This window comes from Bacillus sp. NPDC077027, from assembly GCF_050269555.1.
Lineage (GTDB): Bacteria > Bacillota > Bacilli > Bacillales > Bacillaceae > Bacillus.
Genome location: NZ_JBNNIO010000002.1, coordinates 39098 through 57335, shown reverse-complemented (window position 1 = coordinate 57335; position 18238 = coordinate 39098). Strand labels below are relative to the sequence as shown.

Below are 18238 nucleotides of genomic sequence, written 5' to 3'. Positions count from 1 at the left end.
GTTTTTTTGTATATTTTGAACGTTTTCCTAGTCATTTTACTCATTGCTGCAACTGCATTTTTTGTGATAACAGAATTTGCTATTGTTAAAATTCGAGGATCAAAAATTAATCAACTGATTGAAAGTGGAGACAAGCGTGCCATCCATGTTCAAAAACTAATTTCAAACCTAGATGAATACTTATCGGCATGTCAGTTAGGGATTACCATCACTGCATTAGGACTTGGGTGGCTTGGTGAACCAACTGTCGAGTATTTTCTTCATCCCCTCTTTGAACAACTAGGCATTCATGCCGCATTAACAGATATATTATCTTTTATTATTGCGTTTGTGATCATTACCTTTTTACACGTCGTAGTAGGGGAACTAGCACCAAAAACAATTGCCATTCAAAAGGCGGAAGCAGTCAGTCTTATGACAGCGAAGCCACTTATTCTCTTTTATAAACTCATGTACCCCTTTATTAAAGCCTTGAACGGGGCAGCAAGAGGGATAGTGAAATTGTTTGGCTTTCACTCAGTGAAGGAGCATGAAGTGGCGATCAGTGAAGAGGAATTGCGCCTCATCTTATCTGAAAGCTATGAAAAGGGGGAAATAAACCAATCTGAATACAAATACGTGAATAAAATCTTTGAATTTGATAACAGAGTAGCTCGTGAAATTATGATCCCACGTACTGAAATATCTGCCGTTGATGTAGAACAATCACTTGATGAAGTGACGCATTATATGCTGAATGAAAGGTATACCCGTTATCCTGTCATTAAAGAGGATAAAGATCATGTCATTGGCGTTATCAACAGCAAAGATGTCTTCAAAGCAAATTTTCTTCAACAAGATGTCTCCATTGAAGGCTTAATGCGCCCTGTTATTCGTGTCATTGAAAGCACACCAATACAGGAATTGCTTATTCTGATGCAAAAGGAACGGATTCATATGTCTATTCTAGTTGATGAGTATGGTGGAACAGCTGGGCTTGTGACAGTCGAAGATATATTGGAAGAAATCGTGGGAGAAATTCGCGATGAATATGATCAAGATGAAACACCTCACATCGTAAAAAAAGGCGACTTTCACTATGTCATGGATGGAAAAGCATTAATTGACGAAGTGAACGACCTGCTCGATTTAGCTATCGAAAATGATGATGTTGATACAATTGCTGGCTGGATGATGACTCATAAAATTGATTTTGACGTTGATGATGTGATTGAAGCAGAAGGCTGTGAATTTAAAATTATTGATGCTGAGGAGCATCATATTAGAACAATAGAAGTCAAAAAAATTCATTTTGTATAGTGCTTACTTCCTTAAACCTCGCCTATATTGCGGGGTTTTTTTCAATTTTCCCACCAAAGTAAGCGATATCTTTATATAATATAAAGATACCCCACAATATGATTGCTTTACATGAAAACGGGTATGGACTAATAGATCAATCATGACATGTTGAAAAGGAGCACAAAGATGAAAAAAATCAATCTGCAAACAAATCGACGAGATGACATGATAGATGTGACTGATCAAGTACGACAATATGTAAGCGAAACTAAAATAACAGACGGAACGGTCATTGTGTATTGCCCACATACGACCGCAGGTATCACGATAAACGAAAATGCTGATCCTGATGTCAAACATGACATGCTTCACAGGCTAGACGAGGTGTTCCCATGGGAGCATTCAAAAGATCGTCATATGGAAGGAAATACAGCTGCGCACATGAAAGCTAGCTATATGGGAGCATCACAACATATTTTGATCATAAACGGTGAGCTAGTTCTTGGTACATGGCAAGGCATTTACTTTTGTGAATTTGATGGACCACGCTACAGACACTTTTTTGTCCAAGTCATGACAAACAGATAGAGAATGGGGGAGGAGTACATGGCAAATCTGAAGACTTTATTAAGTATTGAACATAAAATCATACAAGCACCAATGGCAGGTGGGGCGGTCACACCAACCTTAGTAGCGAACGTCTCAAATGCAGGAGGGCTTGGAAGTCTTGCGTCTGGTTATCTCAAGCCCGAAGTGATGAGAGATCAAATTTATCAGGTGAAAGAGATAACGGATCAACCCTTTCAGGTGAATGTATTCGTCCCAGAGCCTATCTGTGAACCAAATAAATACGATATTCAATTTTGGAAAAACAGATTGCCCTATGTTGACGAGGCAAATCCTTTTCCGGATGACCAAACATTGTGGCAGGATTTTTATGAAAAAATTGATATTGTTCAAGCGTCAAATGTTCCAATCGTGTCGTTTACATTCGCTTGTCCCCCAGATGATGTGATCCACGCATTAAAACAAGAGGGGATCACTTTAATGGGAACTGCAACGACGCTAGAAGAAGCCCTTTTTTTAGAGGAGAAGGGCATGGATGCAATCATTATACAAGGTAGTGAAGCAGGAGGTCACCGTGGGACGTTTCTTCAAACAAAAGGAGATGCGTTGCAAGGACTATTGAGTCTCATTGGTGAGGTGAAGGAGCAGGTACATATCCCAGTCATCGCATCAGGAGGAATTGTTGATCGTCAGAGTGTTCAAGCTGTGTTACAACTTGGAGTAGATGCGGCACAAATTGGTACTAGATTTCTAGCGAGTGAGGAAAGTGCCGCACCACCTGTGTACAAACAGGCACTCCTAGAAGCGAATGGAAATGATACAGCGATCACAAAACTGTTCTCAGGTAAACGGGCAAGAGGTATCGTCAATCAATGGATGACGACAGAAGAAGTATATGGACAACGAACATTGCCTTACCCATTGCAACATGTGCTAACGACACCAATGAGGAAAGAGGCAGCAGCTTCAGGCAATAAAGAACAAATGGCCCTTTGGGCAGGGCAAGGTGTTGGACGTATTCGTTCAATTTTGACAGTAAAAGAAATAATGGATCAATTATGCGAATGACTAGGTCTATTCGGTTTGGTGGTGAAGCACATCATGCACATCATAAAACACTCATATCGTAAAAAAGGGGAGCTCGAATTTATTTTTAACGATTTTCCTCATTCTACTGTCGCACTTATTCCCATACGGCATTATTATTTTGTCCGTTATGTGAAGTGGAGTAAGCTTGCCCCCCCCTGTCTCGCGAAGAGATCTAGAACAAATGGAAATAGCGGCGAATGAGCTGCTCGGAACTCTTCACAACTATCGAAAAAGAAAAGCATATCAAGGCCCCTTGTCTTCATAAGGAGACAAAGGGGCTTTTTTAGCTGTCAAACATCTGTCTTAAATAGATGGTATCCATTCGTGTGGTTTGTGGAAGTAAATAAGCAGATTGAACAGCTCCTGGACGTCTTCTTTGGTTTAATTTCTCAATTATTTCTCCTGCAGATAAAATGCCAAGTCCATGTCCATAATATTGATCTTCACCTACATAAATCACATTTTCTCCACGCCATTGTGATTGCTGGTAGCTAAACTCTGGATTCTCAAAATATAAACAATCCCCATAAATAAAGTCATTCCCACGTTCTGTATAAATGGACAATGTGTCATAATGCCAGTCATACAAAGTTAACGTGCGAAGTCGTCTATTAAATTTTTTTTCGCCTACTGTCTGCAAAACCCCCATATAAAAAACAATGACAATCGCTGTAGCACACTCGAATGCGTATTGCGAGCCATTTTCGAAAATATCTTTTATCCCTCTTGCTGGTTCTACTTGATACCGTAATTCAAGTGCACCAGCTTCTGATACACGCCACAGCTCTTGATTCGCACGTGATCGCTGGAAAACCGCAAATGAAGCGCCGCTCTTGTTCAATTCTCTGGCAGCATTCATCACATTTGATCTCAATGTCACTTCAAATAATAAATCTGAAGCGTGCCTAAAACGAAATGTATCATTTGAAGCTTGCAATTGCATCAAAATGACTCGCTTTTGTCCTTCTAGCTGAAAGGATGTCAGTTGGTCATTTGTCACCGGCTGTCCTGATATGATAATCATTTGAAATGATCCCCCCTTATATTAGCGTATGCGTAATGCTTGGGTAATGAGTCACTTTGTGAAAATAAACAAAAGAACTACCTTTTTATTAGAAAAACATGAAAAATATATAAAAACATCCGATATTAGAGATAACGTCTAAAGGAGGAGAAACATGAAAAGTGCAATAAAATGGCTCAAAAAGCCATCGATTTCAAAGAGACTAATCATCTCATTTATACTTATTCTTGTAGTGCCCGTTATTTCACTTAGTACGATCTCATATCAGATTGCCAAGAAAAAAATAGATGAAGAGATCATGTACGGCGCAACTGCAAGAGTGAACGAGTTGAATGACATGATTGAACAGAAGCTCGTGAATAAAGCAAATGCGGTCAAGCTGTTCACCCAAAGTTCAACAGCATCAGATTTTAAAAAGAAAAATCGTAGGGAACTCGAAGAACATTTCGAGATATACAGCAAAATTAATGAGGATGACGTTGTCGGGTTTTATGCTGGAAGCAAAAAAGGAGATTTTATTCAGTATCCTGAAATGAAAATGTCAGATGATTATGATCCTTCCACACGTGATTGGTTTAAAGATGCCATGAACGATGAAAAAGGGGAAGCGGTCATTACAAACCCGTACATTTCTGCAACAAACAATTCTATGGTGGTGACGATTGCACAAAAAAATAAAGATGGTTCTGGCGTCATCGGAATTGATATTGAAGTTCAAGATATTGTTGACAAAATCAAGGAAATCAAAATTGGGCGAGAAGGCTATCCGATTATCGCCAATAGAAGTAAACAAATCGTTGCTCATCCAGAAGAGAATTCAGGATCAACAGTGACAGAAAATATTTCATCTATCCTTTATAGTGAAAAAGAAGGTACAGCCACATATGTGAATCAAGGAGAAGAAAAGCGGTTAGTCTTTCAAACGAATGAACTGACAGGATGGAAAATTGCTGGGACAATGTTTGTCTCTGAAACAGAAGAAGCAGCGCAGCCAGTATGGAATTCTGCCATTATTCTTTTAATTTCTTCATTTGTTCTTGGCGGCATTGCAATCTTCTTCATCGTGAGATCCATTACAATTGGTTTAAGACAGCTTGTTATTTTTTCCACGAAAGTCAGTGAAGGCGACCTAACCGAAACGATTGAAACCAAATCAAAAGATGAAGTGGGTGATTTAACTCGAAGTTTTAGCAAAATGAGTGAGTCCCTACGTGATGTCATCAGTGCTGTTCAAAAATCCGTAGAAAATGTAGCTTCTGCCTCTGAAGAGCTAACAGCAAGTGCGAGCCAGACGAGTCAAGCAACAGAGCACATCACCATGTCGATTGAACAGTTCTCTAATGGAAACGAAGCACAAAATGAAAAAGTCGATACGAGCACTAATCAACTCGTTGAAATGAACGACGGCTTACAGGAAATGTCTACTACATCTTCAGAAGTAACGGCAGTTTCACTGGAGTCAACGGAAGCCGCTGGTAAAGGTGGACGTATCGTTGAAAGCACAGCAACACAAATGAAACATATAGATCAATCTGTACGAGAAGCAGAAAATGTGATAAAAGAATTAGAATATAAATCCAAAGATATTACGAACATTTTAAGTGTCATTAATGGTATAGCTGATCAAACCAACCTCTTAGCTCTTAACGCTGCAATTGAAGCGGCACGAGCAGGAGAATCTGGACGAGGCTTCTCAGTTGTAGCAGAAGAAGTCAGAAAGCTTGCGGTACAATCAGCGGATTCTGCCAAAGAAATTGAAAAACTCATACAAGAAATTGTGATGGAAATTGCCCATTCAAAAAATATGTTTAGAGAAGTGAATCGTGAAGTGAATTCAGGACTCGAAATGACAGAGGAAGCAAAGGACAGCTTCCAACATATCTATGATGCAGCACAAGGGATGTCTAGTAAACTAAAGCAGCTAAACGACACTGCCATTGATCTATCAAGCGGCTCTAAACTTGTATCACAAGCGATGCAAGAAATGAGACAAGTATCAAGGGAAAGCGCTGCAAACATTCAGGATATTGCAGCATCTGCTGAAGAACAGCTGGCATCAATGGAAGAAATCTCGTCATCATCTGTCACCCTTTCGAAGATGGCAGAAGAATTAAAAGAATTAACAAGTCAATTTAAAATTAAATAATCACATCGAAAAATATCCGGTATTATCTGGATATTTTTTTGTTTTTTATGGCTCTATGAACCTCTAAAAACAATACTTTTATCCGATAATAACTTTAGATAAGTAAAGGAGGAATGAAAAAATGACCAAAATCATCCAGTGGTTAAAAAAACCATCTATTTCCAAAAAATTAATCGCAGCCTTTTTAATTGTGCTCATTCTGCCAACAGTCGTATTAACTGTCAGCGCATTTTACACATCTAAGACAGAATTAGATAAGCAAATCATGGGTAGTGCAATGAGTCAAGTGAATGCATTTGACACATTGATCAATGAAAATATTGGAAACAAGTCAGAAGCTGTTACATTGTTTACGGAAACATTAAAAGCGTCAAATATTCAAGAGAAAAACAGAAAATCAACGATTGCTGAATTACAGCAATATGGAAAAATTAATGAAAAAGATGTCTCTGCATTTTATGTCGGCTCTGAAAAGGGCTTGTTTATACAATATCCTGTTCAAAAAATGCCAGAAGGTTATGACCCAAGAGAGAGACCTTGGTACCAAGAGGCGTGGAATGCCGAAAATGGGGAGCAAGTCATAACCAAACCTTATACGGCTGCATCTACTGGTAAAATGGTCATTACGATTGCTGAAAAGATGAAAGATGGCTCAGGAGTAATTGCCATTGATATGGAAATTGATAGCCTTCTTCAAAAATTAAAAGAAATTAAAATTGGACAAGAAGGTTATGCCTTCATCATGGAGGAAGACAAAACAGTTCTTGCTGATCCAACGCAAAAACCAGGTAGTAACGTAGATGCTTCACTTGCAAAAATTTTATATAAGAATAAAGAAGGAAAAGGAAGCTACACGCTAGATGGTACGGATAAAAAAATAGCTTACGTCACAAACGATTTAACTGGCTGGAAAATCGGTGGAACGATGCTCGTATCTGAAGTGGAGGATGCGGCAAAACCTGTATTTAATACAGCAATCATCGTATTCAGTGTGACATTGGTCATAGCAGGAGCGCTAATCTTCTTTATGGTTCGCTCGATTTCAAGAAGACTGTCTAAGCTCGCCAGTTTCTCTAAAAAAGTCAGCGATGGAGATCTACGAGATAAACTTGAGGTTCAGTCAAATGATGAAATTGGACAAGTGGGACAAGGCTTTAACGCCATGGTTGATTCATTAAAATCCCTCATTGGTGCTGTCCAAACCTCAGTAGAGAATGTTGCCTCCTCATCCGAAGAGCTGACAGCAAGTGCCGGACAAACAAGTAAAGCCACTGAGCACATTACACTAGCGATTGAACAGTTTTCAAGTGGAAATGAAAGTCAAAGTGAAAAAGTCGAATTAAGCTCCGCAGAATTAGATGAAATGAACAATGGATTCAAACAAATGAATGAAGCGGCTCAAGCAATTACAGCGTCTTCTATTAAATCAACTGATGTTGCCGGAGATGGAGAACAGCTCGTTGAACAAACAACAGAGCAAATGTATGTCATTGACAAATCAGTCAAACAAGCAGAAAGTGTGATTAAAGCACTTGAAACCAAGTCAAAAGATATTAATCAAATTCTCGGTGTTATTAACGGGATTGCTGATCAAACGAACTTACTCGCACTAAACGCTGCGATTGAAGCAGCCAGAGCAGGAGAATCAGGACGCGGCTTCTCAGTTGTTGCGGAAGAAGTACGAAAGCTCGCAGTCCAGTCGGCTAGCTCAGCAAAAGAAATCGAAAACTTAATTAAAGAAATTGTGCAAGATATTGATACATCACAAGAAGTGTTCACTGGAGTGAATCGTGAAGTTCAATCCGGCTTAAATATGACAGAACAAACGAAGGTCAGTTTCAATCATATTTTTGAAATGACAAAAGAAATATCAGATAAGCTACAAATAATGAACCAAACAGTGGCACAAATGTCAGCAGGCTCAGTACATGTATCTGAAGCCGTTCGAGAAATAGCAGATGTGTCTAGAGAAAGCTCAGCGAACATTCAAGACATTGCGGCTTCAGCTGAAGAACAGCTTGCTTCTATGGAAGAGATCAGCTCATCATCTGCCACTCTATCATCTATGGCAGATGAATTAAAAAGTCTAATTAGCAAGTTCAAAGTAGAATAATAAGTGAAAAGGAGCTCAAAGCAGGGGCTCTTTTTTTATTTCATTTAAAACAAATAGGTCTTTTGATTTACTTTTTTGGGGTTTTGGAACATTCGATCTTGAAAAATGATTCTTATTACCTAAAATAGAGGGGTACGACCAACAACAAAACATAAGACAAAAGGAGTATTGAGATGAAAAAATTCAATTTATTTAAGCACTTTACGATGTCGAAGAAATTAATCACAGCATTTTTAGTCATTCTCCTCGTACCGACCCTTGTTTTGGCCGCATTTTCTTATGAAGTTGCTTCAAGGTCATTGAACGAAGAAATTATGGCAAGTGCAGCAAACGGCGTGAGTCAATTGAACGAACTGATTAATAAAGATGTACAGCCAAAGATTGATATGGTCAACTATTTGTCAAAGTCTATTAAAAAGAAAGAGTTAACCTCAAAAAACAAACAGTCCTTGAATACGAAGTTTGAACAGCTATCAGAAACCGATCAAGATGTTGTTGAAGTATTTATTGCTGACACGAAAGGTAATCTCATTGAATATTCTGAGCTTCATAAAAATGAAAAAAAGAATGTCGAAAATGAAACATGGTACAAAGAATCGATAGAAAAGGGTAATGAATTGGTTATTTCCAATCCTTTTGTAGACAAATCATCAGGTGACCTGCTCATCACAATATCAGAACAGTTAGAGGACGGTTCTGGGGTCATCGGTGCGAATGTGTTACTGAATACGATCGTAAAAGATACAAATAGCGTAAAAATTGGGAAAGAGGGCTATACATTTATTGCCTCATCAGACCAGCACTATATTGCACATAAGACAGAGAAACCTGGCTCTAAAGTGACAGGGGATTTCATATCAAAGTTATATAATGGTAAAGAAGGTAGCTTTCAATACGAATTCAAAGGTCAGCCTAAAGAGATGTTCTTTGTCACAAACGAAGCAACAGGTTGGAAGCTGGCAGGTACAATGTTTTCGAATGAAGTAAAAGCAGCAGCGACGCCAGTATTGAATATGACAATAGTTATACTTGCTATAGCTATCGTAATCGGAGGAATTGCGATTTATTTCATCATCAAATCGATTAAAAAACCATTACTAGAACTCTCTGAGTCTGCAGAGAAAATTAGTAAGGGGGATTTGACCCAGCATATTGAAGTCCGAACACATGATGAAATTGGCAAGCTTGGGCACAGTTTTAATGAAATGGCTGCAACGTTGAAAAATGTCATCAAAGCCGTTCAAAATTCAATCGAAAATGTCGCATCCTCATCAGAGGAATTAACAGCTAGTGCTGGTCAAACTGCACAAGCAACAGAGCATATTACATCTTCTATTGAACAGTTCTCAAACAGCAATGAATTTCAAAATGACATGATTGAGAAAAGCTCAGTCCAGCTAAATCAAATGGATCGCAGCTTATCGGACATGGTTCATACAACGTCTGGAATGACAGAATCATCAATAGAATCAAGTAAAACCGCTCAGGTTGGTGGAGAACTTGTTCAAAAAACAGCGGGCCAAATGCAAACAATCGAGCAGGCTGTGAAAGAAGCAGAGCTTGTCATTGCAGGACTTGAACAAAAATCAAAAGACATTACAAGTATTCTTAGCGTCATTAATGGTATTGCCGACCAAACAAATTTACTTGCACTAAATGCAGCAATTGAAGCTGCTAGAGCTGGAGAAGCAGGAAGAGGGTTCTCCGTTGTAGCTGAAGAGGTACGTAAGCTTGCAGAGCAATCAGGTAGTTCCTCAAAAGAAATTGAAAAACTGACCAACGAAATTGTGGGGGAAATAGAGAAATCTCAGCAAATGTTTAAACAAGTAGCAGGAGAAGTCCAATCAGGATTAAAAATTACCGATGAGACAAAGGGAAGCTTTGAGAAAATTAATGATAAAACGCTTGAAATGACAGAACAAATGAAACAAATGAATGTGACAGCTCAAGAGCTTTCTCATGGATCAAATGATATTGCAAATGCAGTCAATCAAATCAAAGAGCTCTCTCGTGAAAGCTCAGCAGGCTTCCAAGATATCGCGGCCTCCGCAGAAGAGCAACTTGCTTCGATGGAAGAAATTAGTTCATCCTCTGTCACATTGTCTTCGATGGCAGAAGAACTAAAAGGGCTCATTAAGCAGTTTGAAATTTAAGGAATCATGAAAACACCTGGTCTCACAAAGACTAGGTGTTTTGCATTTTTTTGATAATCTTTAGGAGTTTTGACCTCTAGGTAATTTAAATAAATAAAAAAAAGTAAAAAAACCTTGTAGCAAGTCCGATATAAATACTATCTTACTAAAAGGAGTTTTCAATTTTATGAAATTAATACAGTATTTTAGAAAGCCATCTATTTCAAAAAAGCTAATATATTCATTTTTATTCATTCTTCTATGTCCAATGATTGTTTTGGCTATTTCTTCCTATCATACAGCGAGTAGCTCTTTAAGTGACCAAATCATGCAAAGTGCCTCAGAAAATGTCAAACAGCTGGATAACAATATTACAAGAATCGTTAAAGTGAAAAAAAAAGCTGCTGTATTTTTTGGGAAATGGGTTACAGAGAAAAAATTAAAGCAAAAGGGAACAACCGAAATCCAAGGACGTTTTGAGCAATTTATCAATATGAATGATGACACAGATGGAATCTTTGTTGCCTCTAACGATGGAAAAGTCCATTCAAGATTCCCACATGAAAAACTACCAGCCGATTATGTTGCAACAGAGCAAGGTTGGTACAAGGATGCTTGGGCGAAAAATGGAGAAATTGTTTTATCATCTCCTCGTGCTACAACTACAACTGGTACACTCGTCGTCACGGTTTCAAAAAAACTGGACGATGGTTCGGGTGTTATAGGAATGAACATTAGTATTGATGACTTAGTAAAAGAATCGAACAGTGTAAATATTGGGAAAAGAGGACATGCCTTCATCGGAAGTCTTGATCGTACATTTGTCGCGCATCCAACCGAAAAAGCTGGCACAAAAATGACGGGGGATTGGGTAGAGAAACTTTACAATGAAGACAAAGGATTAATAAGTTATTTATTTGAAGGTCAAGAAAAGAAAATGGAGTTTGTCACAAACAAACTGACTGGCTGGAAGATTGCCGGGTCGATGCTTGTAGATGAAGTTCATGATGCATCACAGCCTGTATTTAATATGGCTGTCCTTATTTTAGTAGGTGCCCTTATCATCGGTGGTGTTCTCATAGTCTTCATTATTCGATCTATCACAAAGCCACTTTCCGTGCTTGTTTCATCTTCGAAAAAGATTAGTGATGGTGATTTAACGGAAAGAATCTCTATTCATTCAAAAGATGAAATTGGTCAATTAAGTACAAGCTTCAATGAAATGAGTGAATCATTAAGAGAAGTGATTCAAGCAGTCCAAACCTCTGTTGAAAATGTGGCATCCTCTTCAGAGGAATTAACAGCAAGTGCCGGACAAACAACAAAAGCAACAGAACATATCACATCGTCTATTGAAACATTCTCTAATGGAAATGAGAATCAAAGTGAAATGGTCGATCAAAGTGCACATCTCCTTAAGGAAATGAACGGTGGATTAAATGAAGTTGCACAAACGTCGGCAGTGATTACAGCATCATCTGTAGAATCAAAAGATGTCGCTGAAACTGGTGGAAAACTTGTTGATCAAACAGTCGGTCAAATGAAAACAATTGACCATTCAGTGAAAGAAGCTGAAAGTGTTATCAACGGACTTGAACATAAATCTAAGGATATCACCAATATTTTAGGCGTCATTAATGGCATTGCCGATCAAACGAACCTACTTGCATTAAATGCCGCCATTGAAGCAGCGCGTGCGGGTGAATCAGGTAGAGGCTTCTCAGTTGTCGCGGAAGAAGTCAGAAAACTAGCTGTCCAATCATCAGACTCTGCCAAAGAGATCGAAAAGCTCGTCAAAGAAATTGTGTCTGAAATTGAAAAATCACAAAATATGTTTAAGTCTGTGAATGAAGAAGTGCAAAGTGGACTTGCTATCACTGATCGGACGAAAGAGAGCTTTGCACGAATCAACGATAAAACGGCTGAAATCGCCACAAGAATTCAAGCTATGGATACTACGGTTGGAGAGCTCTCAAAAGGATCTGAACAAATTTTTACTGCGGTAAACGAGATTGCCGATGTATCTAGAGAAAGCTCTGCCAGCATTCAAGACATTGCGGCATCTGCTGAAGAACAGCTTGCCTCTATGGAAGAAATTTCGTCTTCATCTGTGACATTGTCCAAAATGGCGGAAGAACTACGTAATTTAATTAAGAAATTTAAAATTAGCGAATAATGACAAACAAAAGCGGTTCTCCTCAAGGGGAACCGCTTTTAAATAAGTAGGACTATCACGTACAATAGGAAGAGGACAAGGAAGGGAGAGAATCAATCATGCGTTTATCAGACAAAAAGGTCATAGCGTTTGTCAGTGACGAATTCGAAGATTTAGAGCTTTGGTATCCAGTGCTTCGTTTACAAGAAGAGGGGGCAACGGTTCACCTTGTAGGAGAAAAGGCAGGGCATCAATATATCGGAAAATATGGCGTACCCGCTCAATCAGATGTTGATTTTAAATCGGTATCAGCTGATGAATATGATGCTGTGTTAGTTCCTGGTGGCTGGGCACCAGATAAACTGCGCAGATATCCTGAAGTATTGGAGATCGTCCGTACATTACATGAACAAGGAAAAGCCGTCGGTCAAATTTGTCATGCAGGCTGGGTATTGATTTCTGCGGGGATTTTATCAGGAAAGAAAGTGACGAGTACACCAGGCATTAAGGATGACATGACAAACGCTGGTGCTGTATGGCTTGATGAAGCTGTTGTCATTGATGGAAATCTCGTTTCAAGCCGAAGGCCACCTGATTTACCACCATATGTGAAAGCTTTTGCTGATGTATTAGCGACACAATAAAGCCCCTTCTCAGGGGGCTTTTTACTTATTCTTGTTGATCAGCAGGAAATACAATATGCATCTGTTGCCTTGCTTCATCCATAATGGACATCGTCTGTACTGACAATGCAAAGGTGTTGATAGTCGACTGCCATTCTTTATTTTGAATACATGATATAAAGTGATCAATTTCATAGTACATAGCCGGTTTTTCATCTACTATTGATATACTTTCCTGTTCACCATTTCGATGCATGATAGTGATGCTAGAAGGACGATGGAATCGATCAATGACCATAGTCGCATCTTCGCCTTGAATTTCTGAAGACAAATAGGATGTTGATATTTTGGAGTGAAATAGGACGGCTTGATGATTGTCATACTGTAAGATCAACGTACCGTCTCCATCAACACCAGAAGAGAGCTTAGAGCCGCTTGCCAATACTTGGTTTGGCAGACCAAATAAATAGACGGTCGGGAATACAAGATAAACCCCTATATCCATTAAAGATCCGTTTGATAGCTCTGGCTTAAAGGCGTTTAATACGTTACCTACTCTATACGCATCATATCTAGAGGAATATTGACAATAATGGGCGATGATTTTACGAATCGGCCCTAGTCGATGAAGATGCTTTTTGATTTGCTTAAAGTTTGGGAGAAAGGTCGTTTTCATGGCTTCTATGAGACATACTTCATGTTTTTTTGCTACAGCTATCATTTCTTCAACCTCTTTGTGATTAGAAGCTAAAGGCTTTTCACAAAGCACATGCTTTTGATGTTGCATCATGAGAATCGCTTGGTCTTTATGCAGTGCATTTGGACTTGCAATATAGACAGCGTCAAACTCATCACTTGCTGCCATTTCTTGTAGATCAGAAAAGACAAAGTCTGCACCATGTTGATGTGCAAAAGCTCGCCCCGTTTCTTCTGATCTTGAATAGACGGCAGTGAGCTGAAAGTTACGAATGTTCTCCGCAGATTGCAAAAAGCGGTCTGTAATCCAATTTGTACCGATGACAGCAAAACGAATCATGTTTTTCCCTCCTTCAATCTTATGATGATTATACAAGGTTTCGAAAATGTTCGCATGATGGAGAAGAAGCCTTTGGGTGCTTGGATGAATCGAAATGAAACCTTTAGGCGGACATAAGCGTCTTACATAGTGCGTGAAAAATGTATGAGAAGTGGGTAGTTTCCTCCTTTATTCGGGTAATACTCAAGTATAGGAGGAGGAATAAGGGATGAAGATGATTATACATAGAGTGAGTACTTATTTATTTGCTTTCTTATTTTTCGGAGCAGGAATATTCCATTTGATGGAGCTTGATGGGTTCGCTCGCATGCTTTATGCTCTGCCATTTCCATATTTTATTGTTTATGCTACTGCATTCATTGAATGGGGAATTGCGGTGCTACTGTTGATCCCGCGGGCAAGGAGGCAGACAGCAAAGTGGACAGCCATTTACCTTGTACTCATTTTTCCTGCGAATTTATTTGCGACAAAAGAAGGAATACCGTTTCCTGGACAAGAACACACAGATTCGTCGTTTTTATGGGGCAGACTAATCGTACACCCACTTCTGATTTTGTGGGCAATGTCAATTGTAACGGGACAGGAGAAGTCCATTAAATAATTTCAAAACAATCATGATTTAGTGTACAATTTACTAATATAAAGCTCGAGTTTGGAGGGACAAAATGAACTCTATGCAAATGTGGAGCAGTCGTTTTAAAAAATTCTTTCTTGATAACAAATTTGTTTTGTTTTTACTAGTCCTGTTATTGATTGGGTTAAATATACTTGTTTTCATGAAAACATCATTTATTTTTACACCACTGATCGTTCTTATCAAAACCATTGCTTTACCGATTATTTTAGCCGGGGTCGTTTTTTATTTATTGAATCCTGTTGTGAATTTCTTAGAGCGATTTAGAGTGAAACGTATTTATTCCATTTTGCTATTGTATATTGTGATTATTGGTATCATTACAGTCACAATCGTCGCTATTATTCCGTTTTTACAAGCACAGACCATGAGTCTGTTTCATAACCTTCCTAAATATGTGGATATTGTGGAAGATCAGATTAAACAGTTAACGGGCAGCAACTTTATTACCCAAGCACAGAAATCAATGAATTTTAATGTGTCAGAGTTAGTAAATAAAGTGTCAAGTCAAGGAACGAAGATATTAGAAAGTACCTTTACAGGTGTTGGTACATTCCTAGGTGCGCTAACAGAAGTGATCATCTCTATTATCACTGTCCCATTTATTCTGTTCTATTTGCTAAAAGATGGTAAAAAACTACCTTATTACTTTTTGAAGTTTATCCCTACGAAGTTAAAAGAGCATACGCATGTCGTTCTTAATGAAATGAACCATCGCCTTAGCTCTTACATTAGAGGTCAAATTATTGTCAGCTTCTGTATTGGTATACTACTGCTCATTGGTTATTTAATCATTGGTTTAGACTATGCATTCCTTCTTGCTAGCATTGCGGCATGTACAAGTATCGTTCCTTACCTTGGTCCGACCATTGCGATCACGCCAGCGATTGTGATTGCACTCGTTACATCACCAGTGATGCTCTTAAAGTTAATTATTGTATGGACAGTTGTTCAGTTAATTGAGGGGAAATTTATTTCACCACAGGTCATGGGGAAAAATCTCCACATTCACCCTGTTACGATTATCTTTGTTCTACTAACAGCCGCCAAGCTCTTTAGTGTGGTTGGTGTGATCGTTGCAATTCCTACCTATGCAGTGCTAAAAGTGATGACCACTCATTTGTTTGATTGGTTTAAAATACGATCAAGCCTGTACAAAGAAGAAAAAAGATTAGAGTCATAATCCTTTTCTGAAAAAAATATATTACCGTAAAGACGAGCTTTCGTGGAAGGAAGCTTGTCTTTATGTGGACATAGATGGTTCACCACTCACCATAATTAAAAGATAAGAATTGAAAGGAAAGAAAATGATGAATCTATGGGATTTATTCGTGGCACTGATTTTAGGAATTGTTGAAGGTTTAACGGAGTATGCACCCGTTTCCTCTACTGGACACATGATTATTGTTGATGACCTTTGGCTAAAGTCAAAAGAGATTATTAGCCCTGAAGCGGCAAATACGTTTAAAGTCGTCATTCAACTAGGTTCTATTTTAGCCGTCATGATCGTATTCAAAGATCGTATTCTCAACTTGCTAGGACTAAAGAAAAACATTACAGAGGAACAAAAACGAAGCGGTCAAAAGCTAACAATTGCTCAGATTGCGGTTGGTCTAGTACCCGCTGTCATTTTAGGCTTCCTGTTTGAGGATTACATTGATAAATACTTGTTTGATGTGAGAACAGTAGCAATCGGTTTGATTTTAGGGGCAGTGCTTATGATTATTGCAGACTATATCAATAAGCGAAAAGCAGAGACGAATTCAGTGGACAACATCTCATATCGTCAAGCGCTTTTCATTGGATTGTTTCAATGTTTAGCCCTCTGGCCCGGGTTTTCACGTTCTGGTTCAACCATTGCAGGTGGTGTCATACTCGGCTTGAATCACCGAGCAGCAGCCGATTTCACATTTATCATGGCGATGCCTATCATGGCAGGTGCTAGCTTATTGACCCTCATTAAAAATGCGGAGTATTTAACACCAGATATGCTACCATTCTTTATTGTAGGTTTTGTCAGTGCCTTTATTGTTGCCCTATTCGTTGTTCGATTCTTCCTAAAATTAATTAATAAAATCAAGCTTGTTCCCTTTGCAATCTATCGAATTATTTTGGGAATCGTCTTGTTCATTGTGTTTATGTAATAGGCTAATGGAAAATTGGACTTTTGTAGGTAGCTTTGATCACGAAGAAGAAAGCGGGACGGTCAATTTTCATAAACGATTCTAATAAAGAAAAGTCTGCCGTTTAATGGGCAGACTTTTCTTTATAACGCATATTCTTCAATTTCAAACCCTAAATCTTCAATCATTTGCTGATCGATTTGTACTTGTTGTCCCTTTGTTGTTAAATAGTCACCTACAAATATTGAGTTTGCAGCATATAGCGCAAGCGGCTGGAGAGTACGTAAATTAAGCTCTCTTCCACCGGATACACGTATTTCTTTAGTCGGATTAACAAACCGCATCAATGCCAGTACTTTAAGTGCTTTTATTGGATGTGTTCGTAGCTGATTTTCTAATGGTGTCCCCTCAATGGCATGAAGGAAGTTGACTGGAATGGAATCAGCGTCTAGCTTCCTCAATGCAAAAGCCATCTCAACAATTTGCTGATCGGTTTCACCCATTCCGATAATTACACCAGAGCAAGGAGACATTCCAGACTGTTTGACCTCATTTACGGTTGTGACACGGTCATCATATGTATGGCTTGTTGTGATATGAGTATGTTGGTCTTTATGCGTATTTATATTGTGATTATAGCGATGTACACCAGCTTCCTTGAGCCTTTTCGCCTTCTCTTGATTTAACAGTCCTAGACAGGCACACACTTTAAGGGGCATCGTTTCAGTTATTTCTTTGACCGCTGCCGTCACTTCATCTAATTCACGATGAGAAGGAGCCCTGCCGCTTGCTACAATACAGTATGTACCGGCTTTACGCTTTAATGTCTCACGAGCGCCTGCAACAATCGTTTTTTTATCGAGCAACGTATACTTTTCAACTGGAGCATTTGAAATGATGGATTGTGAACAATATCCGCAGTTCTCTGGACAGTACCCACTTTTTGCATTAAATATCATGTTCAATTTTACTTTTTTCTGAAAGAAATGTCGCCTTACCCGAAAGGCAGCATGCATTAATGGTAGTAGCTCATCCTCATCTACGTGAAGAATATCAATTCCTTCTTGAAGTGTAATCGGCTCATTCCTCAACGCTTTTTCAACTAAAAAACCCCAACAAAAAGCCGCTTGTTGTGTCATAAAAAAGCACTCCATATGTTAACTTATTTTAATATAAAGTTAACATATGGAGTGAGACATAACAAGCTTTGGTAATAAGTGAAGTTGCTTTAAACTGCAAGAATGACCCACCGAAAATAGGATGAATTTGTCTAAAAATAGAAAAAAGCGTACTGGAATAAGTACGCTTTTTTCTG

At 38.7% G+C, this 18238-nt stretch carries 14 protein-coding genes and 5 pseudogenes; 16 read left to right on the top strand and 3 right to left on the bottom strand.

The window, feature by feature from the left end; all coding sequences use genetic code 11:
- Positions 1-6 precede the first annotated feature (6 nt).
- The 4 genes and pseudogenes from ACQKEZ_RS05870 (at position 7) to ACQKEZ_RS05855 (ending at position 3202) form a co-directional block, all read left to right on the top strand.
- The gene (locus tag ACQKEZ_RS05870) at positions 7-1299 is read left to right on the top strand and encodes a hemolysin family protein (protein WP_427299393.1); all 1293 of its coding nucleotides are present in this window, start codon (positions 7-9) and stop codon (positions 1297-1299) included.
- 168 nt (positions 1300-1467) lie between these two features.
- On the top strand, positions 1468-1869 hold the full coding sequence (locus tag ACQKEZ_RS05865) for a secondary thiamine-phosphate synthase enzyme YjbQ (protein WP_427299392.1): 402 nt from the start codon (positions 1468-1470) through the stop codon (positions 1867-1869).
- An 18-nt stretch (positions 1870-1887) separates the two neighbouring features.
- Positions 1888-2916, top strand: a complete 1029-nt coding sequence (locus tag ACQKEZ_RS05860) for an NAD(P)H-dependent flavin oxidoreductase (RefSeq protein ID WP_427299391.1) — start codon at positions 1888-1890, stop codon at positions 2914-2916.
- A gap of 33 nt (positions 2917-2949) precedes the next feature.
- A pseudogene (locus ACQKEZ_RS05855) lies at positions 2950-3202 on the top strand (hypothetical protein).
- Positions 3203-3220: 18 nt separating this feature from the next.
- Here the strand turns inward: ACQKEZ_RS05855 and ACQKEZ_RS05850 are convergent.
- Positions 3221-3961, bottom strand: a complete 741-nt coding sequence (locus ACQKEZ_RS05850) for a protein-glutamine gamma-glutamyltransferase (RefSeq protein WP_427299390.1) — start codon at positions 3959-3961, stop codon at positions 3221-3223.
- A gap of 154 nt (positions 3962-4115) precedes the next feature.
- Between ACQKEZ_RS05850 and ACQKEZ_RS05845 the strand changes: the two are divergent.
- From ACQKEZ_RS05845 to ACQKEZ_RS05805, 9 genes and pseudogenes are all read left to right on the top strand, one after another.
- Positions 4116-5165 (top strand): annotated as a pseudogene (locus tag ACQKEZ_RS05845) (cache domain-containing protein); the annotation flags it as partial.
- Positions 5157-6107, top strand: coding sequence for a methyl-accepting chemotaxis protein (locus ACQKEZ_RS05840; RefSeq protein ID WP_427300473.1), 951 nt, complete (start codon positions 5157-5159; stop codon positions 6105-6107). The pseudogene ACQKEZ_RS05845 and the gene ACQKEZ_RS05840, both read left to right, overlap by 9 nt.
- Before the next feature lie 121 nt (positions 6108-6228).
- Positions 6229-7275 (top strand): annotated as a pseudogene (locus tag ACQKEZ_RS05835) (cache domain-containing protein); the annotation flags it as partial.
- Positions 7270-8220: a methyl-accepting chemotaxis protein gene (locus ACQKEZ_RS05830; RefSeq protein ID WP_427300471.1), complete on the top strand. Its 951-nt coding sequence runs from the start codon at positions 7270-7272 to the stop codon at positions 8218-8220. The pseudogene ACQKEZ_RS05835 and the gene ACQKEZ_RS05830, both read left to right, overlap by 6 nt.
- Positions 8221-8393: 173 nt before the next feature.
- Positions 8394-9431 (top strand): annotated as a pseudogene (locus ACQKEZ_RS05825) (HAMP domain-containing protein); the annotation flags it as partial.
- The gene (locus tag ACQKEZ_RS05820) at positions 9426-10373 is read left to right on the top strand and encodes a methyl-accepting chemotaxis protein (protein ID WP_427300469.1); all 948 of its coding nucleotides are present in this window, start codon (positions 9426-9428) and stop codon (positions 10371-10373) included. The pseudogene ACQKEZ_RS05825 and the gene ACQKEZ_RS05820, both read left to right, overlap by 6 nt.
- A gap of 166 nt (positions 10374-10539) precedes the next feature.
- Positions 10540-11583, top strand: a pseudogene (locus tag ACQKEZ_RS05815) (HAMP domain-containing protein); the annotation flags it as partial.
- On the top strand, positions 11575-12528 hold the full coding sequence (locus ACQKEZ_RS05810) for a methyl-accepting chemotaxis protein (RefSeq protein WP_427300467.1): 954 nt from the start codon (positions 11575-11577) through the stop codon (positions 12526-12528). The pseudogene ACQKEZ_RS05815 and the gene ACQKEZ_RS05810, both read left to right, overlap by 9 nt.
- A gap of 98 nt (positions 12529-12626) precedes the next feature.
- Positions 12627-13151, top strand: coding sequence for a type 1 glutamine amidotransferase domain-containing protein (locus ACQKEZ_RS05805; protein WP_427299389.1), 525 nt, complete (start codon positions 12627-12629; stop codon positions 13149-13151).
- A 25-nt stretch (positions 13152-13176) separates the two neighbouring features.
- Here ACQKEZ_RS05805 and ACQKEZ_RS05800 read toward each other — a convergent pair whose 3' ends face one another.
- Entirely contained in the window at positions 13177-14166 is a 990-nt protein-coding gene (locus ACQKEZ_RS05800) for a Gfo/Idh/MocA family protein (protein ID WP_427299388.1), read from the bottom strand.
- 208 nt (positions 14167-14374) lie between these two features.
- Here ACQKEZ_RS05800 and ACQKEZ_RS05795 point away from each other — a divergent pair, with 208 nt between their 5' ends.
- From ACQKEZ_RS05795 to ACQKEZ_RS05785, 3 genes are all read left to right on the top strand, one after another.
- Complete coding sequence (locus ACQKEZ_RS05795; RefSeq protein ID WP_427299387.1) at positions 14375-14767, top strand: DoxX family protein; 393 nt, start codon at positions 14375-14377, stop codon at positions 14765-14767.
- A 64-nt stretch (positions 14768-14831) separates the two neighbouring features.
- Positions 14832-15983, top strand: a complete 1152-nt coding sequence (locus tag ACQKEZ_RS05790) for an AI-2E family transporter (protein ID WP_427299386.1) — start codon at positions 14832-14834, stop codon at positions 15981-15983.
- Between the two features lie 127 nt (positions 15984-16110).
- A complete protein-coding gene (locus ACQKEZ_RS05785; protein WP_427300465.1) occupies positions 16111-16944 on the top strand; it encodes an undecaprenyl-diphosphate phosphatase in 834 nt (277 codons plus the stop codon).
- A gap of 122 nt (positions 16945-17066) precedes the next feature.
- Here the strand turns inward: ACQKEZ_RS05785 and bioB are convergent, their stop codons facing one another.
- Positions 17067-18062: a biotin synthase BioB gene (bioB, locus tag ACQKEZ_RS05780; protein WP_427299385.1), complete on the bottom strand. Its 996-nt coding sequence runs from the start codon at positions 18060-18062 to the stop codon at positions 17067-17069.
- Positions 18063-18238: the final 176 nt, after the last annotated feature.

Excerpts from the sequence above, each read along its gene's own strand:
- ACQKEZ_RS05800 (WP_427299388.1), bottom strand. The coding sequence starts at position 14,166 with ATGATTCGTTTTGCTGTCATCGGTACAAATTGGATTACAGACCGCTTT.
- ACQKEZ_RS05795 (WP_427299387.1), top strand. The coding sequence starts at position 14,375 with ATGAAGATGATTATACATAGAGTGAGTACTTATTTATTTGCTTTCTTA.
- ACQKEZ_RS05830 (WP_427300471.1), top strand. The coding sequence starts at position 7,270 with ATGGTTGATTCATTAAAATCCCTCATTGGTGCTGTCCAAACCTCAGTA.
- ACQKEZ_RS05860 (WP_427299391.1), top strand. The coding sequence starts at position 1,888 with ATGGCAAATCTGAAGACTTTATTAAGTATTGAACATAAAATCATACAA.
- ACQKEZ_RS05805 (WP_427299389.1), top strand. The coding sequence starts at position 12,627 with ATGCGTTTATCAGACAAAAAGGTCATAGCGTTTGTCAGTGACGAATTC.
- bioB (WP_427299385.1), bottom strand. The coding sequence starts at position 18,062 with ATGACACAACAAGCGGCTTTTTGTTGGGGTTTTTTAGTTGAAAAAGCG.
- ACQKEZ_RS05865 (WP_427299392.1), top strand. The coding sequence starts at position 1,468 with ATGAAAAAAATCAATCTGCAAACAAATCGACGAGATGACATGATAGAT.
- ACQKEZ_RS05790 (WP_427299386.1), top strand. The coding sequence starts at position 14,832 with ATGAACTCTATGCAAATGTGGAGCAGTCGTTTTAAAAAATTCTTTCTT.
- ACQKEZ_RS05820 (WP_427300469.1), top strand. The coding sequence starts at position 9,426 with ATGGCTGCAACGTTGAAAAATGTCATCAAAGCCGTTCAAAATTCAATC.
- ACQKEZ_RS05810 (WP_427300467.1), top strand. The coding sequence starts at position 11,575 with ATGAGTGAATCATTAAGAGAAGTGATTCAAGCAGTCCAAACCTCTGTT.
- ACQKEZ_RS05840 (WP_427300473.1), top strand. The coding sequence starts at position 5,157 with ATGAGTGAGTCCCTACGTGATGTCATCAGTGCTGTTCAAAAATCCGTA.
- ACQKEZ_RS05850 (WP_427299390.1), bottom strand. The coding sequence starts at position 3,961 with ATGATTATCATATCAGGACAGCCGGTGACAAATGACCAACTGACATCC.
- ACQKEZ_RS05785 (WP_427300465.1), top strand. The coding sequence starts at position 16,111 with ATGAATCTATGGGATTTATTCGTGGCACTGATTTTAGGAATTGTTGAA.